Source organism: Actinomadura fulvescens, assembly GCF_039533225.1.
Classification (GTDB): domain Bacteria; phylum Actinomycetota; class Actinomycetes; order Streptosporangiales; family Streptosporangiaceae; genus Spirillospora; species Spirillospora fulvescens.
In genome coordinates, this window is the sequence record NZ_BAAATD010000006.1 from 250,433 (window position 1) to 266,471 (window position 16,039).

Here is a 16,039-nt window from a genome sequence, read left to right on the forward strand (position 1 = left end):
AGGCACCCGTGACCACCACCGTGATCACGCTTCGTCCCCGTCCCATCCTGCCGTCCTCGCCGTCCTCGCCGTCCTCGCCGTCCTCGCCGTCCTCGCCGGTCGTCCCCGTCCCGGCGGTGGAGTGGGACGGCGTCCGGGGACTGCACATCGCGCACTGCGCGCGCTGCACCGACACCTACAGTTCCCCGCTGCTTGACCGGGCCGACCGGTGGGCCGACAGCCACCGCTGTGACCCCGAACTGGTCGCCCTCCTGGCCGACCTCACCGGGCGGGCGGCATGACCCGCCGCCTAGCCGGGACGGTCGCTGACTCCGGGCCGGTCCTGGTGCTCGCGTCGATCGCGGCGGCCGGATCGTTCACCCACATCCGCGACACCGCCGACGAGCACGGCCAACACGGCTGGATGGCCTGGGCCATCGCGGTCTGCATCGACCTGACGTGTGTCATGGCGGCTCGCGAACGACAGCGAGACAAGCGCCTGAGCCGCTCTACGGCGCGGTTGTCGTGGCCGACGCTGGTCCTGGTCGGCGGCATCCTGCTCTCCCTGGCCGCCAACCTCGCGCAAGCCGACCCAACGGCCTGGGGCTGGATCACCGCCGCCACCCCCGCCGGCGCCTTCCTCGTCGCCGTCTCCATGCTCGAACGCCGCTCGCCGTCCCGGCCACAAGCTCCGGCGCCCGCCCCCTCGGCGGCGATGACGGCGCCCGCGTCCTTCGGGAACCACACCGAGCCGTCCCCGTCCGCGCGCGTCCAGGACGGTCCTCGTCCCGAACTTCCCGCCGTCCCGGCCACCAAGCCACAAGACGAGCAGACCACCTTGCCCGTCCCCGACTCCGTCCCACCGTCCTCGGCGGGATCGACTCCGGCCCCTCAGCTCATCGCCTTCGCGCGCCGCGTCGCTGACGAACACCAAGCCAAGCACGGACGCCCGATCACCCGCGACACCTTGCGCGCTCGGCTCGGGGTGTCCAACCAGCTCGCCTCTGACCTGCTGCGCCAGGTCCGCACCGAAACCGCCGCCTGACCCAAGGAGAAACCCGCATGACCAGCCCCACCAACCCGAACCGCGCTGCCGTTCCCGGTGACCTGTTCGCCCGCCACCAGATCATCAACGGCCTGCGCGCCCTGGCCGCCCTCCTGGAAGCCAACCCCGACATCCCGGTCACCGAATACGGCTGGACCGTGAACGCCGACGTCGGCGGCATCAGCCGCGACGCCCAGACCGACCAGGCCCAGCGCGCCCACGTTGACCAGATCGCCGAACTCCTGGGGGTCCCGGTCCGGGACGACACCCGGCACGGCGGCCACTACGAAGCCACCCGGTCCTTCGGACGGATCACCTACCAGGCCGTACACATCCCGTCCCAGCGCTGGGAGCGGCACTTCGCCGAACGCAGCTACGACACCAACATCACCCTCGACGACCAAGCCGACCAGGACCGCGACCGCGCCGACGGGCGGGCCGCCTGATGACCACTCAGCCCCAGACCTTCGCGTGGCGACTGCGGTGCCGAGTGTGCAACGCCACCGCTGACACCAACTGGACGCTCCTGCTCGCCCGCCGCGTCGGCCCGTCCTGCAACGAATGCGGATCACCTGAAGTCACCGCCCAGGAAACCGGAACAAGCGTGTCAGTGGCCTTCCCCCGCCCACTCGTCCCCCCGGTCCAGTGGTGGCAGTGCTGCAACTGCGGCGGCACCGGCCTGGACTCCTACGGCGACACCTGCCCCCACTGCAACGGCTACGGCCACTGCTGACCGGAGGAGCTGCGATGCGCCGCTATTGCCTGCTCGCCGCGTTCTGGATCGTCCTGGGCCTGTTCCTGCTCCGCCACCCCGCCAGGGCCGCTGACGCCACCACCGCCGTCTTCGACGGCCTGGCCCTCGTCGCCGATGCCCTCGCCCGATTCGTCTCCGCCTTCTGACCCCGGCCCCCGGCGTGGCCGCACAAACCGCCAAGCACACACGGCCATGCCGGGGGCTCGTCCCCCAACCGCCTGACGCTTAGACAGGAGAACCCTCCATCGTGCCCAACCCTGTGGTGACCCCCGACGACGCCCGGCTGATGGCGGGCATCCTGGACCGCTTCGACTTCGACCAGTGGGCCACCCGTGCCCGCGCCACCGCAGGATGCGCCCAACCGGTCTACCTCAAGGGCACCGTCGACCACGTCCACGCCACCACCGGCGAGAGCCTGCACCACTACACCACCGACTCCGAGCCAGACGGCGCCCTCCCGATCGCGTGCAAGACCCGCCGCGCGTCCCGCTGCCCCGCCTGCGCCGAGACCTACCGCGCCGACACCTACCAGCTCATCCGCGCGGGCCTGGTCGGCGGCAAGAACGTCCCCGACACCGTCACCACACACCCGGCCGCGTTCGTCACCCTCACCGCACCCTCCTTCGGCCCCGTCCACACTCGCCGTGTCAAGGACGGCCGCCTGCTGCCCTGCCACGCGCGCCGCGACGCCCAACCCTGCCCGCACGGAGTCAAGTCGTCCTGCACCGTCCGGCACGGAGCCGACGATCCCCGCCTCGGTGAACCGCTCTGCGGTGACTGCTACGACTACACCGGCTCGGTGTTGTTCAACGCCCTCGCCCCCGAGCTGTGGCGGCGCTTCACCCTGGCGCTACGGCGCTACCTGGCCCGCGCTGCCGGGCTGACGCACAAGGAACTCCGCGAGACGCTGACGGTCTCATTCGCCAAGGTCGCCGAATACCAGCGACGCGGCGTGGTGCACTTTCATGCCGTCATCCGCTTCGACGGCCCCACCGGCCCCAGCTCGACCCCACCTGCCTGGGCAACCTCCGGCCTGCTCGATGACGCCGTGCGGCACGCTGCGGCGGCTGTGTCGGTCGCCTCCCCAGACGCCCCCGACGTCCCGGCCCGAACCCTTGCCTGGGGCGATCAGGTCGACGTACGCGCCATCACCGGCTCGGCCGCCTCCGGTGACCTGACCGAGACGGCGGTAGCGGGCTACATCGCCAAGTACGCCACCAAAGCCACCGAATGCCTCGGCACCCTGGATCACCGCCTCGGCCCCGGCGTCGACCTGGCCGCCCTCGACGTCACCCCGCACGCCCGACGGCTCATGGCCGAATGCCTTCGGCTCGGCGCCCTGGAAGAGCTGGCCGAACTACGGCTCACCGCCTGGGCTCACATGCTCGGCTTCCGGGGCCACTTCTCGACCAAGTCCCGCCGCTACTCCACCACCCTGGGCGCGCTGCGACAGGTCCGCATCGACTACATCCGCCAGCAGCAACCCGGATGGCAACCGCCCGACGACATCGACCCCGCCCAAGTCCTCGTCGTCGCCGAATGGCGCTTCCACAGCCAAGGACTCACCCGCGCTGAGGCCCTGGTAACCGCCGCCCTCACCGGCCGCCAACTCCCCCCGCCCGGCTCCACCCGGGTCGGCGCCAAGTTCTCCGATCCCTCTCTGTGACCTCGACCGAAAGGCCGCCATGCCCCCACTTCTGCTGACCGTTCCGGAAGCCGCAAAGGCGCTCGCGATCTCACGAAGCAAGCTCTACGAGCTGCTCGCCTCAGGCGCGCTCCGGTCCGTCCGCATCGATGGCTCCCGCCGCATCCCTACCGAAGCCCTGACCACCTACATCAACCGCCTGATCGAAACCGGAGAGGCCGCCTGATGACCAAGACCACCACCGCCACCCCCGACGAACCCAACAAGCCCAGAAAGACCCGCAAGCAGAGCAAGGCCACCAAAGACAAGCCCAAGCTCCGCGACGGCGTCATGAAGCGCGGCAAGACCTGGTACTACGTCATCCGCGTCACCGACCCCGAGACCGGCCTGAGCAAACCCAAGTGGGTCGGCGGCTTCGCAGATGAGGACGAGGCCAAGGAAGCCCGTGACGAGGCCCGCGTCAAAGCCCGGCGCGGCGAGTACATCGACCGCAACGCGATCACCGTGGCCGAATACCTGGATCAGTGGATCGAGTCACACGCTGTGGAGATCCGTCCTCGGACTCTGGCTGGCTACCGGACCATGATCCGGCTCTACATCAAGCCGCACATCGGCGGACTGCGGCTTCAGGCCGTCCGTCCGGCGCGGATCACCAAGCTCTATCGCGACCTGTTGACCAGTGGCGGGGAGGACGGCAAGCCGCTGGGGATCTCGACGGTCACGCGGACTCACGCGATCCTCCGCAAGGCGTTCGGTGATGCCGTCCTGGTCGACGAGCTGATCCCGAGCAACCCTGTCGAGCGGGCCAAGCGTCCCAAGGCTGCGCTTGGTGAGCTTGGGAGGGTCTGGAGTACGGACCAGCTTCGTACGTTCCTGGCTGCGGCCCGTCGGCACCGGCTGTTCGCCTTCTACCACCTGGCCGCCTACACGGGCGCCCGGCGCGGGGAGCTGCTCAACCTGCGGTGGTCGAACGTGGACCTGGACGGCAAGCGGATCACGATCACCGGCTCGACGGGCGTGGTCGCCGGCGAACGTATCGAGGGCGCGACCAAGAGCGGCCGGTCCCGTGTGGTGACCATCGATGACGAGACGGTTGCCGTGCTCAAGGAGCACCGCAAGGCCCAAGCCGCTGACAAGCTGCTCGTCGGCGCCAAGTGGCGGGGCGGCTCGGACGGCTACGTGTTCGCGACGGGCTGGGGCAAGCCGATCCATCCCGACTCGGTCGGCTGGCTGATGACCAAGACCATCCGGGCGTACAACGAGCCCAAGGAGGGGCCGCGTCCGGCTGAGGCACTCCCCCATGCCCGCGTCCATGATCTACGGCATATCCATGCCACGACGCTCCTGCTGGCGGGCGTTCCGGTCCACGTGGTCGCGGCCCGGCTCGGCCACGCTGACCCGGCGATCACGCTCCGGGTCTACGCCCACGTGGTCCGCTCGGCGGAGGTCGCGGCTGCGGAGGTGTTCGCGAAGATCATGGGAGAGGTCGCCTAGACCCCCGTGTTAGCAAGCCTGTTAGCAAAAAGCCCCTTGCGATGATCGCAAGGGGCTTTTGACCTGGAGCCGCCTATCGGAATCGAACCGATGACCTATTCATTACGAGTGAATCGCTCTGCCGACTGAGCTAAGGCGGCTTGCCGTACTAGGACGGCGGGCAGCAGTCTACCGGGTCTTGGGGCGTGTGCGCGCATCAGCGGCAGACGAGGCCGTCCTTGGGCGGTTTGGCGGTTACCAGGTACTGGTCGGTGGCCTTGGTGATGCAGGGGTTTCCCTGGAGGTAGGCGGTGTGGCCGTCGCCGTCCAGGGAGAGGAGGACGCCCGAGTCGAGCTGGGCGGCTAGGGACTGGGCCCACTTGTACGGGGTGGCCGGGTCGCGGAGGGTGCCGATGACCAGGATGGGTGCCGCGCCCTTGGCGGTGATGGGCTTGGGCTTCTCCTTGGCCTTCGCCGGCCAGTAGACGCAGGGCAGGCCTCCCCAGACCACGAACGAGCCGAAGTGCGGTGAGGCCTTGGTGGCCTCGTCTACGGACTTCTTGTAGGTGGTGACGTCCGGGGGGTTGGGTTTGTCGACGCAGTTGACGGCCATGTTGGCGTCGGTCTGGTTGCTGTAGGTGCCGTTCTGGTCGCGTTCCACCAGTTGGTCTGCCAGGGCCACCAGGAACGTGCCGTCGCCCTTCTGGATGGCCTGTGTCAGGGCCTGGCGGAGCGTGGGCCAGAGCTCCTTCAGGTAGAGGGCGAGAGCGATGCCCATGGTGACGAGGGATTCGGTGACGGGGCGGGAGTCCCGGCTGTTGGTGAGGGGTTTCCGGTCGGCCTGCTTTTGGAGCGCGGCGATTTTGGCGACGGCGGCGGTGGCGTCGGTGCCGAGGGGGCAGTCGGGACGCTTGACGCAGTCGGCGACGAACGCGCGGAGGGCGGTCTCGAAACCCTTGGACTGCTCGACCAGGGTCTGGGTGGAGGATTCCCTGGGGTCGACGGCGCCGTCCAGGACGAGGGCCCGGACGTTCTGCGGGAACTGCTCGGCGTAGTAGGAACCGAGGTACGTGCCGTACGAGGCGCCGTAGTAGGTCATCTTCTGGTCGCCCAGGGCGGCGCGCAGGACGTCCATGTCGCGGGCGGCGCTGACGGTGCCCACGTGGGGAAGGCGGTCCGCGGCCTTGGCCTGGCAGTTGTCGGCGAAGGTCTTGCTCTCGGCGGAGAGCTTCTCGACCTCGGACTGGTCGTCGGGCGAGGCGTCGGTGGCGAAGAAGCGGTCGAGCTGCGGCCCGTCCATGCAGCGCACGGGGTCGCTCTTGCCGACGCCGCGGGGGTCGAAGCCGATGATGTCGAAGCGTGAACGCAGGTCCGCCCCGAACGCGCGGCCCGTACTGCGGATGAACTCCACACCGGAGCCGCCGGGGCCGCCCGGGTTGGTGAACAGCGATCCGATGCGGCGCGACCGGTCCTGGGCGGGGAGGCGGATCAGCGCGAGCTTGAGCTGGTCGCCGGCCGGCTTGGCGTAGTCGAGCGGGACGTTGGCCGTCGCGCACTGGAAGCCGCCGTTGCAGTCCGTCCAGTCGATCTTCTGGCTGTAATACGTCCCCAGGCCGGCGGGTGCGCTCGCCGATGGGGACGGGGCCGAGGACTTCTCAGGGTCGTCGCCGCCGTCGCTGCAAGCCGTGATCGCGAGCGTCAGCGCAACGGCCGCACTTGTGAACCTCAATGCCCGCACCTGGGCTCCCCGTCTCGTCGTCGCGGCTCGTACACCTTCGCCTACGCTACGGGTTTCCAGGCTGGACATCCACGATTCACGCAACGCCGTACCGCCATTAGGCCAGGGACGACGTCATAGGCGTGAAGATCAACAAATTTGGGGGTTTCCGGGCCAGAAGAGGATGGTTCGTACCACACTGGCGTCTCGGCACAGTTGATCATCGCGCGTGCGTGATGGTCTCCCCCGCTTCCAGAGGAGAGACGTCAAGTGCTGATCAGGAAAACCTTCCTGGCCGTCGGCGCGGTGGCGCTGGCCCTGACCGGCTGCTCGCAGGGTTCGGCGGACCTCACGTCCGCGAACCAGCAGACCGGAGCAGGGTCGGACGCCGCCGCGGAGGCGGCCAGTCCCTTTTATGTAGACCCCAACTCCAACCCGGCCGTCTGGGTCCGGAAGAACCCCCGCGACGCCCGCGCCGCAGCGATCAAGAAGTCGATCGCCGCCAAGCCGGGGGCCAAGTGGTTCGGCAACTGGAGCGGAGACATCGGCAAGTCGGTCTCCGCGTACGTCACGGCCGCCCAGAAGGCCAGGAAGACGCCGATCCTCGTCGCGTACAACATCACCGACCGCGACTGCAGCGGCCACTCCGGTGGCGGTGCGGGCAGCCCGGCCAAGTACCGCGCCTGGATCTCCAAGTTCGCGAAGGCGATCGGCAACCGCCCCGCCGTCGTGATCATCGAGCCGGACGCGGTCGCGCAGCTGGACTGCCTTCCGGCCGGGTCGCGTAAGACGCGTACGGCGTTGCTGGCGTACGCGACCAAGCAGTTCCAGAGCAACGCGAAGAAGACCCGCGCCTACCTGGACGGCGGCAACTCCAACTGGATCGCGCCCGCGACCATGGCGGCGCGCCTCAACGCGGCCGGTGTGAAGAACGTCCGAGGCTTCTCGATCAACGTCTCCAACTTCTTCACCACCGCCCAGTCCGCCGCCTACGGCAAGAAGGTGAACGCGGCGCTCAAAGGCAAGTACCGCTACACCAAGCGGTTCGTCATCGACACCAGCCGCAACGGCAAGGGCGGCGTTCCGGGCCGGTGGTGCAACCCCGCGGGGCGCAAGCTCGGCGTCACCTCGCGCGCCGGGGGAAGCAGCGGCGCCGAGTACCTGCTGTGGATCAAGGTGCCGGGTGACTCCGATGGCCCCTGCGGCGTCGGCCCCGGCATCCCCGCCGGCACGTTCAGCCCGGTGCTCGCCATGCGTTTGATCAAGGGCTCCTGACCGGTCGGGTTCCGGACGCACCCGCTCCAAGGCGTCCGGAACCCACCGGCCCCGCACGGCCCGGCCAGGATCGGGGGCTCCCCCGGCCGGGCCGCGCATCGGAGACGACGCCACCAAAGCGGCCGTCCCCGGGTCCACAACGCCGGTCAGGGACGGGTCAGTTTGAGGAGGAACTCGACCTGGCCGTTGTCTTCGGTCTGGATGGGGCCGACGCTCGGGTTCGCGATGCCGTAGTCCGCGAACTTCACCGGGATCGAGCCGCTCACCTCGACCGTTCCGTCGCCGGTACGGGAGGCGGTGACGTCGAACGTGACCGGCTTTTCGGCGTCCTTGAGCTTCAGCGTTCCGATGGCCCTGGCAGTGACCTTCGCGCCCACCGCCGGAACCGTGCCGAGATCGATGGGCCGGGTCAGCGTGAACGTGGCGTCCGGGTACTTCGAGACCTCCATGATCCGGCCCTTGAACTGCTGGTCACGCCGGTCCTCGTCGCTCTTGACCGTGCTGAGGTCCACGGTGAACGAACCGGACGCGACCTGGGTGCCGCTCAACGTGAGGTCGCCCGTGACGTCGCCGGTACGCCCGACGGCCTCGACCTTCTGGCCGAAGAGCACTTCCTTGACGCGATATCCCGCCTGGGAGCCGGAACTCGTTTTCCACATACCGTCGACAGAGGTCGCCGGGCCGCTCGCGGTGGTGCCCGACGAGACCGACAGGCGCTCGGGAGCGTCGTCCTGGATGAAGTTGATATAGACGAACGGGCCACCGACGACGAGGACCACCGCCACGATGGCCCCGATCAGCGTCCAGCGCTTCCAATGCCGTTTCATGGGATCCACAAGTACGTGGTCACCTGGTAAGGCGGCATAAAGCGTTCATGAGAATCCCATGAGAGCCGGGATGCTGTTCATGCTGATCATGCTTCTCCTGCGTTCATGGGCGGAGTGAGCCGCCCTGGTTGACCGTGGTGGCGGTGACCGTGCCGTCCTTGGCGGCGGAGCCGCGGACGACGACGGAGGTGCCGGACTTCAGGTCCTTGACCGTGCCCGCCTTCGTCACCCGCACCTTCGTCGCGCCGCTGGTGGTGACCTTGACGGTCTTTCCGTCGGCGGTACGCAGATGAACGGTGTTGCCGACGACCTTGACGATGGTCCCGGTCGTCAGCTCGCCTGATCCGGAGCTTCCGAGGCTTCCGGGGCCGCCGAAGCCACGCTGGCCTCCGGCGTAGCTGGGTTGGCTTCCGGGGTAGGTTCGTCCGGCCGGTTGCGTAGGGTCCCCGTTCGACCAGGCCTTTTCGGCTTGGACGCCGCCCAGGAAACCGGCCACGAGCAGGATGCCTGCGCCCAGGTACGCGGTCGGGCCCGGGCCTAGCCGGGGACGTGGCGGGGCGGCAAGTTCGGCGTCCAGATCTCCCTTGAACGGGGAGGTCTCCAGGACGTCGGGCTCGTTCATGGGGGTTCTCCTCGGGTCACTCATGGCGGAGGGCCTCGATGGGCCGCAGGTTGGCGGCCCGGCCGGCGGGCATGCTGCCGAAGAACAGGCCGATGGCGATCGACACCCCCAGCGCCAGCACGATCGACGACGGAACGATCACGGGCTGGACGCCGGCGATGGTGAAGCGGCTCCCGGCCACGCCGGCGACGACACCGAGCACGCCGCCCAGCAGGCTCAGCACGGTCGCCTCGGCGATGAACTGGCCGAGGATGGCGCCGCGGGGCGCGCCGATGGCCTTGCGGATGCCGATCTCACGCGTCCGTTCGGTGACGGTGACCAGCATGATGTTGGTGATGCCGATGCCGCCCACCAGCAGGCTGATCGCGGCGACCGCGCCGAGCAGGACGGTGAACGTCCTGTTGGACTCGCTGACGGCGGACTGGATGCTCGCCTGGTCGGTGACCTGGAAGTCGGCGGTGCCGGTGATGTCGTGCCGCTGGTTGAGGATGTCGGTGACCTCGGCTTGGGCGGAGCCGACGACCTCGGAGTCCCGGGCCTCGACGACGATCTGGTCGAGACCGCCGTAGCCCGTGAGCGTCTCCCGGACCGCGGCGATCGGAGCGATCACGACGCTGTCGGCGTTCATGAAGCTGGACGAGGCGGAGCCGCTCTCCTTGAGCACGCCGACCACCGTGAACCGGATGCCCGACACCGTCATCTTCTGGCCGAGCGGGTCGGTGCGGCCGAAGAGCTCGTCGGCGACGGTGCTGCCGATCACCGCGACCTTGCCGTCTGTGGCGGTGAACGGACCGCCACGTTCGACGTTCTTGCTGGCCGCGGAGAAGTACGTGGGCGTTGTGCCCACGAACTGGCCGACCGTCGAGGTGGAGGATCCGTACGACGCCGAGACCGAGGAGGTGTTGACCACCGGCGAGGCGCTCTTGACGGAAGGGGCGTTCACCCTGTCGGCCAGGGCGGCGGCGTCGGCCAAGGTCAGGTCGCGGGCCTGGGTTCGCGGGCCGCCGGACGTCGCGGGCACCCCGAGACCACCGCGCAGGCCGCCGTTGCCGGTCGTCGACTTGGTGACGGTGAACGAGTTGGCGCCGAGGCGCTGGATGCTCTTCTGGACGGCCTCGGACGAGCCGTTCCCGACCGCGACCAGCAGGATCACCGCACCGACCCCGATCAGGACGCCCAGCGTCGTCAGACCGCTGCGCAGCTTGTCGGCGCCCAGACCGCGCAACGCGCACCGCAAGATCTCCAGCGGACTCATCGCGCACCTTCCTTGGTCCAGACCAGCGGACTCATCGCGCACCTTCCTTCATCCGAAGCAGCGAGCTCATCGCGCACCTTCCTTCGCCCAGGCCAGCCGGGGCGGCGGCGCGGAGACGCCGGACGTGCGACGGTCCTCGACGATCCGTCCGTCGACGAGCCGGATCACGCGCTTGGCGTGGGCCGCCACCTCGTTCTCGTGGGTGATCACCACGATGGTGCGGCCGGCCAGGTTCAGCCGGTCGAAGACGGCCAGCAGCTCGGTCGTGGACGTGCTGTCCAGCGCGCCCGTCGGCTCGTCGGCCAGGACCATGGTCGGCGCCGTGACCAGGGCCCTTGCCACGGCGACCCGTTGCTGCTGGCCGCCGGACAGCTCGTTCGGCTCGTGCCCGACCCGGTCGTCCAGGCCGACCTCGGCCAGTGCGGCCAGCGCTCGCCGGCGGCGGTCGTCCTTCTTCACGCCTCCGTACGCGAGCGGCAGCTCCACGTTCGCCTGCGCCGTCATCCGCGGGATCAGGTTGAACGACTGGAAGACGAAGCCCAGCTTGCGGTTGCGCAGGATCGCGAGCCGCCGTTCGTCCAGCCCGCCGACGTCGAGTCCGTCCAGGAGGTAACGGCCGCCGCTGGGGACGTCGAGACAGCCGATGATGTTCATCAACGTGGACTTGCCGGAGCCCGACGCTCCCATGATCGCGACATAGTCTCCGCGTTCGACGGTGAGCGAGACACCGCGGAGCGCGTGCACGGCCATGTCACCGTCCCCGTACACCTTGGTCACGTCGCGGATATCGAGAACGGGCGTGGTCATGGCCGGGCTCCGCCGCCGCCGGGCATGCCGCCACCGCCGCCACCCGGCAGGCCGCCTCTGCCTCCGCCGCCCATTCCGGGTATCCGGTTGTTGTTCGGCGTGGACGAGCCCGTGCTCGTGGACACGACGATGACCTGGTCGCCCTCCTTCAGCCCGGACTTGATCACCGTGCCCTGGTCGCCCTTGATGCCGGTCTCGACGGTCCTGACGACCTGCTCGCCGTTCTCCAGCACGGTGACGGTGCTCTGCCCGCCCGCGGCCCGTACCGCCGCGGTCGGGACGTACAGCACGTTCTCGGCGCTGCCCGTGGTGATCTCGACGGTGGCGGTCTGGCCGATCCGCACACCCGAGGGAACGTCGGTGAGGCCGATCGTGACGGGATACGTCACCACGTTGTCCGAGGTGGTCGGCGAGATCGAGATCTTCTCGATCTCGCCGGTCGCGGTCGTGCCGGTCAGCGCGTCGAACGTGATCGCCGCCTCCTGGCCGACCTTGAGCTTGGTGGTGTCGGCCTCGGTGAAGTCGCCCTCGATCTCCAGCGACCGCGTGTTCACGAGCTCGACGAAGCCCGTGGTGGAGGAACTGGAGGTGGAGGAGCTGGAGGTGGCATCCGCGCTCGTGCTGCTCTCGCTGGACGGTCCACCGCTCCCCGACGATGAGGACGAGGCGCTGCCTGCGGCTGCCGAGTCGCCCACGTTCCCGTTCACCTCGGTCACGGTCCCGGCGAACGGTGCCTTGATAACGGTGCCGTCGAGCGTCTGCTGTGCCGAACGGTAGGCGTTCTTAGCCTGTACGTAGCTGGAGTACACCTGCGCATACGACGACGAAGACGACGACGTCTCGTCCAGCTTTTCCGTAGCCGCGGCAAGGCTCAGCTCGGTGGCCTTGAGGCTGTCGAGCGCCGCGGCCTGGTCCAGGCGTGCCAGGGTCTCTCCCTTGGAGACCTTCTCGCCCGCCCGGACGTGAATCCTCGCCACGGTGCCCGACGCCCCGAAGTTGAGCGAACGTGTCTGTGCGCTCGCCACCGATCCTGAAGCCGAGACGGTCGACTCGACCGTTCCGCGCATCACCCGGGTGATTCGCTGCTGGCCCTGTTGCGCGGCGGCCCCGTCATCGGCCAAGGACAGATAAGCGGCTCCCACGCCACCGGCCAGCAGCACGCCGAGCGTGCCGTTGAGCAGCAGGGTTCTGCGCTTGAACGGCGATTTCATGTCGGCAGACTCGTGCCGCCACCTTGCCGCATTCTGATCGTCGTCTGAGATTTCGATGAGATCCGCCGTTCCCCGAAATAGGCGCAACGGAGGGGCTGTTGCCCGGACATGGGCACACAACAGGAGCCGGTCAAGACTCGCGTGCGGATCGAGCAGAGCGCCAAGAGGGTTCGTGCTTACCTCGGCGGCCAGGTAGTCGTGGACACGATCCACCCCACCCTCGTTTGGGAGATTCCCTATTACCCGGCCTACTACGTTCCGCTGTCCGACGTACGGGCGGAACTGGTGGAGGACGGACCTGGTGAGCGATCGCCCAGCCGGGGCGACGCCACGTCCTACACGGTGAAGGTGGAGGGCCAGGAGGCGGTGGGCGCGGCGCTGCGGTACGTGGACTCCCCTATCGCAGAGCTCCGCGACCTCGTACGCCTGGAGTGGGACGCGCTGGACGCCTGGTTCGAGGAGGACGAGGAGGTGTTCGTCCATCCGCGCAACCCGTACAGCCGGATCGACATCCTGCCCAGCTCGCGGCACATCCGCATCGAGGTGGACGGCGTGACGGTGGCGGAGTCGAGCAACGCGCGGCTGCTGTTCGAGACCGGGTTGCCGGTGCGCTACTACCTGCCGAAGACGCACGTACGGACGGACCTGCTCGAACGCAGCGACACCACGACGGGATGCCCCTACAAGGGCACGGCCGAATACTGGTCCGTCCGCGCGGGCGACAAGATTCACAAGGATCTCGCCTGGTCGTATCCCACGCCGCTTCCCGAGAGCGAACGGGTCGCCGGGCTGGTGTGCTTCTACGACGAGAAGGTCGACGTCTTCGTCGACGGCGTCAGGCAGGAGCGTCCGAAAACCAAGTTCTGACGCTCAGTCGGTTCACAACGCGGCGACCGAATTTATCAGCAGGCATTACACCATTCGATGTCCCATCTTGGGATGGTGTGATGCCTGTCCCTTTTGTCCGGGAAGTCTTGCCTCAACGCCTACGCCTACGTAACCGTAGGTTACGCAAGCGTAAGTTAGTGCGCCCGGGGGAGGCCCCTTTTGATCACGACCCCGCTACGCCGGCTGGGTGACACCGCCCGCTGGCTCACCACTCCTCTGCTGCCCGAGGACTACCTCTCGCTCCTCAACCCGCTCTGGTCGACCGCCGAGCTGCGCGGGCGCATCGAGGCGATCCGGCACGAGGCACCCGGCGCCGCGACCATCGTGATCCGGCCCGGACGCGACTGGCCCGGCCACCGGCCCGGCCAGTGGGTGAAGATCGGGATCGACCTCGACGGCGTCCGCCACTGGCGCACGTTCTCGCTGTCCTCACCGCCCCGCGAGGACGGGCTCCTCACCATCACGGTGAAGGCCACGGAAGACGGCACCGTCTCGCGGCACCTCGTACACCGCGCCCGTCCCCGCACGATCGTCCGCCTGTCCGAACCCGAGGGCGACTTCGTCCTCCCGGACCGGCTCCCTGACCGCATCCTCTTCATCACGGCCGGAAGCGGCATCACCCCCGTGATGGCCATGCTCCGAGCCCTGGCCAAGAACCTCCCCGCGTCCTCAGCCGACCCTCGCCAGCTGAACGGCCAGCCGAAGCCGGACCGCCGCGGGGACGCGGACCAGGGCGCCGGTGCGGCCCAAGCCGCAGGTTCGGGGCGACTGGACATCGTGATCGTGCATTCGGCCCGTACGCCGGGAGAGGTCATCTTCGGGGACGAGCTGCGGGCGTTGGCGCGGCGCGTTCCGGGTGTGCGTCTGTACGAGCGGCACACTGCGGAGGACGGACGATTCAAGCCGGCCGAGCTTGCCGAGATCTGCCCCGATTGGGCGGAGCGTGACACCTGGGCCTGCGGGCCCGGAGACCTGCTGGACGATCTCGACGAGCACTGGCAAGCGGCCGGGGCCGACGAGCGCCTCCGGATGGAACGTTTCCGCCCTGTGCTCGCGGTCACCGACGGCGAGGGCGGCCGGGTGACCTTCTCCAAGAGCGGAGTCGAGGCCGAGGCCGACGGCGCCACCCCGCTACTGGTGGCGGGCGAGGCCGCGGGCGCGCTGTTGCCGAGCGGCTGCCGGATGGGCATCTGTTACAGCTGCGTCGGCCGCCTCTGCTCCGGCAAGGTCCGTGACCTGCGCACCGGCGAGGTCCACGGGGAAGAGGGCCAGCTCATCCAGACCTGTATCTCGGCGGCCGCCGGCCCCGTGGACATCGAACTCTGACCAACGAAGGAGGCGTCATGACCGTCACCACTACAAACGGGCACTCGCTCAAGACCCGCCAGGCCACCACGCTCCCGACCGCGGTCCGACCCGAGAGCACCGCGCATCTGACCCCCGACGACTACGAGACGATCGAGCGCGAGCTGGACGCCATCCGCGACGAGATCACCGCCGAGCTCGGCGAAACCGACGCGGCGTACATCCACCGGATCATCCGGCTGCAGCGCGGCCTGGAGATCGGCGGTCGCGCGCTGCTGTTCGCCTCCATCCTGCCGCCCGCCTGGCTCGCCGGGACCGCGACCCTCACGGTCGCCAAGATCCTGGAGAACATGGAGATCGGGCACAACGTCATGCACGGCCAGTGGGACTGGATGCGCGACCCGAAGATCCACTCCACGACGTGGGAGTGGGACAACGTCTCCCCCGCCGAGCAGTGGAAGCACTCCCACAACTTCATCCACCACACGTTCACCAACGTGCTCGGCAAGGACAACGACGTCGGCTACGGCATCCTGCGCGTCACGCCCGAGCAGGAGTGGCACTGGGCCAACCTCCCGCAGCCGATCTACAACGCGCTGCTGGCGATGTTCTTCGAGTACGGGGTGGCGCTGCACGACCTGGAGCTCGACAAGATCCGGCAGGGCACGAACGATCCGGAGGAGACCAAGGAGAAGCTGCGCGCCATCGGCCGTAAGATCCGCCGCCAGTGGGCCAAGGACTACGTGGCGTTCCCGCTGCTCACCGGCCCGCAGTTCCTGTCCACGCTGGCCGCCAACTTCACCGCCAACGTCGCCCGCAACGTGTGGGCACACTCGATCATCTTCTGTGGCCACTTCCCCGGCGACGTCGAGGTGTTCGAGGAGGAGATGCTGGAGGGCGAGACCAAGGGCGAGTGGTACGTCCGGCAACTCCTCGGCTCGGCCAACATCTCCGGCGGGCGGCTCTTCCATCTCATGACCGGCAATCTCAGCCATCAGATCGAGCACCACCTCTTCCCCGACCTGCCCAGCAACCGGTACGCCGAGATCGCACCCCGGATCCGGGCGCTGTGCGAGAAGTACGACCTCCCGTACCACACCGGCCCGTTCCGCAAGCAGATCACCAGCACCTGGGGCAAGATCGTCCGCTACGCCTTCCCAGGCGGCAGCCGCCCGAACGAGGACCAGGCCTAGCCAAACGTCCACCGCACATCGAGGCCAGGCACAGCCGAGAATC

General features: G+C 68.6%; 18 protein-coding genes and 1 tRNA gene. 12 read left to right on the top strand and 7 right to left on the bottom strand.

Features of this window, described 5'->3' with window-relative positions; all coding sequences use genetic code 11:
- Positions 1 to 8: 8 nt before the first annotated feature.
- The 8 genes from ABD333_RS23475 (at position 9) to ABD333_RS23510 (ending at position 4,917) form a co-directional block, all read left to right on the top strand.
- A complete protein-coding gene (locus ABD333_RS23475; RefSeq protein WP_344544145.1) occupies positions 9 to 281 on the top strand; it encodes a hypothetical protein in 273 nt (90 codons plus the stop codon).
- Entirely contained in the window at positions 278 to 1,024 is a 747-nt protein-coding gene (locus ABD333_RS23480; protein ID WP_344544147.1) for a DUF2637 domain-containing protein, read from the top strand. The genes ABD333_RS23475 and ABD333_RS23480 overlap by 4 nt, the downstream gene beginning before the upstream one ends.
- Positions 1,025 to 1,041: 17 nt before the next feature.
- Positions 1,042 to 1,470, top strand: coding sequence for a hypothetical protein (locus ABD333_RS23485; RefSeq protein WP_344544148.1), 429 nt, complete (start codon positions 1,042 to 1,044; stop codon positions 1,468 to 1,470).
- Complete coding sequence (locus ABD333_RS23490) at positions 1,470 to 1,757, top strand: hypothetical protein (RefSeq protein ID WP_344544150.1); 288 nt, start codon at positions 1,470 to 1,472, stop codon at positions 1,755 to 1,757. Before ABD333_RS23485 ends, ABD333_RS23490 begins: the two co-directional genes overlap by 1 nt.
- Before the next feature lie 14 nt (positions 1,758 to 1,771).
- Positions 1,772 to 1,924, top strand: coding sequence for a hypothetical protein (locus ABD333_RS23495; protein WP_344544152.1), 153 nt, complete (start codon positions 1,772 to 1,774; stop codon positions 1,922 to 1,924).
- Positions 1,925 to 2,025: 101 nt separating this feature from the next.
- Positions 2,026 to 3,444, top strand: a complete 1,419-nt coding sequence (locus tag ABD333_RS23500; protein WP_344544154.1) for a replication initiator — start codon at positions 2,026 to 2,028, stop codon at positions 3,442 to 3,444.
- 19 nt (positions 3,445 to 3,463) lie between these two features.
- The gene (locus ABD333_RS23505) at positions 3,464 to 3,649 is read left to right on the top strand and encodes a helix-turn-helix domain-containing protein (protein WP_344544155.1); all 186 of its coding nucleotides are present in this window, start codon (positions 3,464 to 3,466) and stop codon (positions 3,647 to 3,649) included.
- A complete protein-coding gene (locus tag ABD333_RS23510) occupies positions 3,649 to 4,917 on the top strand; it encodes a tyrosine-type recombinase/integrase (RefSeq protein WP_344544156.1) in 1,269 nt (422 codons plus the stop codon). Before ABD333_RS23505 ends, ABD333_RS23510 begins: the two co-directional genes overlap by 1 nt.
- Before the next feature lie 64 nt (positions 4,918 to 4,981).
- Here the strand turns inward: ABD333_RS23510 and ABD333_RS23515 are convergent.
- Together ABD333_RS23515 and ABD333_RS23520 are read right to left on the bottom strand one after the other, a co-directional pair.
- A tRNA-Thr gene (locus tag ABD333_RS23515) sits at positions 4,982 to 5,057 on the bottom strand.
- 56 nt (positions 5,058 to 5,113) lie between these two features.
- Positions 5,114 to 6,634 (bottom strand): alpha/beta hydrolase, encoded by a 1,521-nt coding sequence (locus tag ABD333_RS23520; protein WP_344544157.1) that lies wholly within the window; start codon positions 6,632 to 6,634, stop codon positions 5,114 to 5,116.
- A 249-nt stretch (positions 6,635 to 6,883) separates the two neighbouring features.
- Here ABD333_RS23520 and ABD333_RS23525 point away from each other — a divergent pair, with 249 nt between their 5' ends.
- Positions 6,884 to 7,888, top strand: a complete 1,005-nt coding sequence (locus ABD333_RS23525; protein WP_344544159.1) for a glycoside hydrolase family 6 protein — start codon at positions 6,884 to 6,886, stop codon at positions 7,886 to 7,888.
- A 146-nt stretch (positions 7,889 to 8,034) separates the two neighbouring features.
- Here the strand turns inward: ABD333_RS23525 and ABD333_RS23530 are convergent, their stop codons facing one another.
- From ABD333_RS23530 to ABD333_RS23550, 5 genes are all read right to left on the bottom strand, one after another.
- Complete coding sequence (locus ABD333_RS23530; protein ID WP_344544160.1) at positions 8,035 to 8,715, bottom strand: YceI family protein; 681 nt, start codon at positions 8,713 to 8,715, stop codon at positions 8,035 to 8,037.
- A 103-nt stretch (positions 8,716 to 8,818) separates the two neighbouring features.
- A complete protein-coding gene (locus ABD333_RS23535) occupies positions 8,819 to 9,337 on the bottom strand; it encodes a hypothetical protein (RefSeq protein WP_344544162.1) in 519 nt (172 codons plus the stop codon).
- Positions 9,338 to 9,353: 16 nt separating this feature from the next.
- Entirely contained in the window at positions 9,354 to 10,592 is a 1,239-nt protein-coding gene (locus tag ABD333_RS23540) for an ABC transporter permease (RefSeq protein ID WP_344544164.1), read from the bottom strand.
- Between the two features lie 66 nt (positions 10,593 to 10,658).
- Positions 10,659 to 11,399, bottom strand: a complete 741-nt coding sequence (locus ABD333_RS23545; protein WP_344544166.1) for an ABC transporter ATP-binding protein — start codon at positions 11,397 to 11,399, stop codon at positions 10,659 to 10,661.
- Positions 11,396 to 12,610, bottom strand: a complete 1,215-nt coding sequence (locus tag ABD333_RS23550) for an efflux RND transporter periplasmic adaptor subunit (RefSeq protein ID WP_344544168.1) — start codon at positions 12,608 to 12,610, stop codon at positions 11,396 to 11,398. Before ABD333_RS23550 ends, ABD333_RS23545 begins: the two co-directional genes overlap by 4 nt.
- Before the next feature lie 108 nt (positions 12,611 to 12,718).
- Here ABD333_RS23550 and ABD333_RS23555 point away from each other — a divergent pair, with 108 nt between their 5' ends.
- From ABD333_RS23555 to ABD333_RS23565, 3 genes are all read left to right on the top strand, one after another.
- Positions 12,719 to 13,477 carry a DUF427 domain-containing protein gene (locus tag ABD333_RS23555; RefSeq protein ID WP_344544170.1) on the top strand — a complete coding sequence of 253 codons (759 nt, stop codon included), beginning with the start codon at positions 12,719 to 12,721 and terminating at the stop codon, positions 13,475 to 13,477.
- 180 nt (positions 13,478 to 13,657) lie between these two features.
- Positions 13,658 to 14,824 (top strand): ferredoxin reductase, encoded by a 1,167-nt coding sequence (locus ABD333_RS23560; RefSeq protein WP_344544172.1) that lies wholly within the window; start codon positions 13,658 to 13,660, stop codon positions 14,822 to 14,824.
- 17 nt (positions 14,825 to 14,841) lie between these two features.
- On the top strand, positions 14,842 to 15,996 hold the full coding sequence (locus tag ABD333_RS23565; RefSeq protein ID WP_344544174.1) for a fatty acid desaturase family protein: 1,155 nt from the start codon (positions 14,842 to 14,844) through the stop codon (positions 15,994 to 15,996).
- Positions 15,997 to 16,039 lie beyond the last annotated feature (43 nt).